General features: G+C 72.2%; 5 protein-coding genes. 2 read left to right on the forward strand and 3 right to left on the reverse strand.

The genetic code is table 11. The annotated features are described in order from the left end of the window. From ABZ281_RS47700 to rpmG, 3 genes are all read right to left on the reverse strand, one after another. Positions 1 to 706 (reverse strand): GTP-binding protein (locus tag ABZ281_RS47700; RefSeq protein ID WP_356664914.1); only part of this gene is annotated, 706 nt, incomplete at its 3' end. Positions 707 to 710: 4 nt separating this feature from the next. Continuing rightward, a complete protein-coding gene (locus ABZ281_RS47705; RefSeq protein ID WP_298561931.1) occupies positions 711 to 968 on the reverse strand; it encodes a type B 50S ribosomal protein L31 in 258 nt (85 codons plus the stop codon). Positions 969 to 970: 2 nt separating this feature from the next. Then, entirely contained in the window at positions 971 to 1135 is a 165-nt protein-coding gene (gene rpmG / locus ABZ281_RS47710; protein WP_356664916.1) for a 50S ribosomal protein L33, read from the reverse strand. 65 nt (positions 1136 to 1200) lie between these two features. Here rpmG and rpmB point away from each other — a divergent pair, with 65 nt between their 5' ends. Together rpmB and rpsN are read left to right on the forward strand one after the other, a co-directional pair. After that, the gene (gene rpmB, locus ABZ281_RS47715; RefSeq protein ID WP_356664918.1) at positions 1201 to 1437 is read left to right on the forward strand and encodes a 50S ribosomal protein L28; all 237 of its coding nucleotides are present in this window, start codon (positions 1201 to 1203) and stop codon (positions 1435 to 1437) included. Next, positions 1437 to 1742 carry a 30S ribosomal protein S14 gene (gene rpsN, locus ABZ281_RS47720; protein WP_356664920.1) on the forward strand — a complete coding sequence of 102 codons (306 nt, stop codon included), beginning with the start codon at positions 1437 to 1439 and terminating at the stop codon, positions 1740 to 1742. Before rpmB ends, rpsN begins: the two co-directional genes overlap by 1 nt. Positions 1743 to 1920 lie beyond the last annotated feature (178 nt).

The following is a 1920-nucleotide window of genomic DNA, read 5'->3' on the forward strand; positions in this document are numbered from 1 at the left end:
CCAGGGCGGCCTGGCCCAGGAGGGAAAGCGGACCCCGGCGTGGGGTCGGCACCGTCAGAGCGTCGTCGACCGGATCTGCGGAGGCTCCCCGGCCGATCGGGACCTGGCGGGCCGTCGGGTGCAGCTGCGCGAGCAGTTCGCGGTCCTCGTCGTCGGCCTCCGGGGAGTCGGCGACCGGGGAGTCGGCGACCGCGAGGACGGGGGCGTACTCCAGCTGGCGCGCGAAGGTGTCGGCGACCGTGCGCTGGTCGGTGGCAGCCGCGGCGAGTCCGCCGTCGGCCAGGTCGTCGCCGTTGCCGAGGTACGGCAGGACCAGGGCCGGGTCGACGGCGGTGACCACGCCGGTGACGGTGAGCCCGCCGGCCGTGACGACCTCGGCCATGGCCTTGGGCTCGACCGAGTCCCACAGCTCGACGACGGCGAGCCGGGTGCCGCCGGCGTCCCGCAGCCGTTCCAGCTCCGGCACCAGGTCCTCGCGCAGGGCGCAGCACGCGCAGTCGTTGACCAGCGGCGCCTCCCCCGCGTCGAGGATGCCGGAGGCGTCCCTGATGGTCCGTACGACCGTGCCCGCGGCGGCCGTCGCCAGGTCGTGGTGGAGGACGACACTGCCGGGGACGTCGGCGAGCAACTGCGCGACGGCCGCCCTGCGGGCGTCGGCGTGCAGCCCGCCGACGATCACGACGGGGAGCCCAGGAGGGACAGCCACGGGATCAGCCCTTCTTTCCGTACCGGCGCTCGAAGCGCTCCACGCGGCCGGCGGTGTCCAGGACACGCGCCGTGCCGGTGTAGAAGGGGTGGCTCACGTCGGAGATCTCGACGTCGACGACCGGGTAGGTGTTGCCGTCCTCCCACTCGACGGTCTTCTCGCTCGCCCTGGCGGAAAGGGTCGAGCGGGTGAGGAAGGCGTAGTTCGCGGCACGGTCGCGGAAGACGACGGGCCCGTACTCCGGGTGGATTCCCTGGCGCATGGTCAGCGCTCCTCTCGGAAGTCGACGTGGCGGCCGGCGATCGGATCGAACTTGCGCAGGGTCATGCGGTCCGGGTCGTTGCGGCGGTTCTTGCGGGTCACGTAGGTGAAGCCGGTCCCGGCGGTGGACCGGAGCTTGATGACCGGACGGAGCTCGTTGCGTGCCATGCCGCTATGATACTGAAAATGAAATCCATTTCCACCACCTGAGGCAGAGAGGTACGTCACCACCCATGTCCGCGCACTGCATGCTGACCGGCACCCGGCCGGGCTTCGGCAACCGCATCTCGCACTCCCACCGGCGCACGTCGCGCCGGTTCGACCCCAACATCCAGTCCAAGCGCTACTGGCTGCCGAGCGAGGGCCGGCACGTACGGCTCCGGCTCAGCACCCGGGGGATCAAGACCGTCGACACGATCGGGATCGAGGCCGCCGTCGCCCGGATCCGCGCCCGGGGAGTGAGGATCTGATGGCCAAGAAGAGCAAGATCGCGAAGAACGACAGGCGGCAGGAGGTCGTCGCGCGGTACGCCGCCCGGCGGGCCGAGCTGAAGGAGATCATCCGGCGGCCGTCGTCGACGGAGACCGAACGGCTCGCCGCACAGGCGGAGCTGCGCAGGCAGCCGCGCGACGCGAGCGCCACGCGCGTGCGCAACCGCGACAGCGTCGACGGTCGGCCGCGCGGCTACTTCCGGGCGTTCGGGCTGTCCCGGGTGAGTCTGCGGGAGCAGGCGCACGCGGGGTACCTGCCCGGGGTGCGCAAGTCCTCCTGGTGAGAGGCGCACCCCGGGGCTCTTGACGGGCCCTGGTAGCTTGCTGCGATCGTTCCGGCCAGGAGGCCCGCCCGCGCCGTCAGGCCGGTCGGCCGTTGACGAGTGCGGCACGAGGCCGCGGGCCGCCCTCGACGATCCCGGGGTGGCGAACCCGCACGGCCCCAGGTGCCGTCATGTGTCG

Origin of the sequence: Streptomyces sp. NPDC006265 (assembly GCF_040613555.1) — a bacterium.
Taxonomy (GTDB): Bacteria; Actinomycetota; Actinomycetes; order Streptomycetales; family Streptomycetaceae; genus Streptomyces.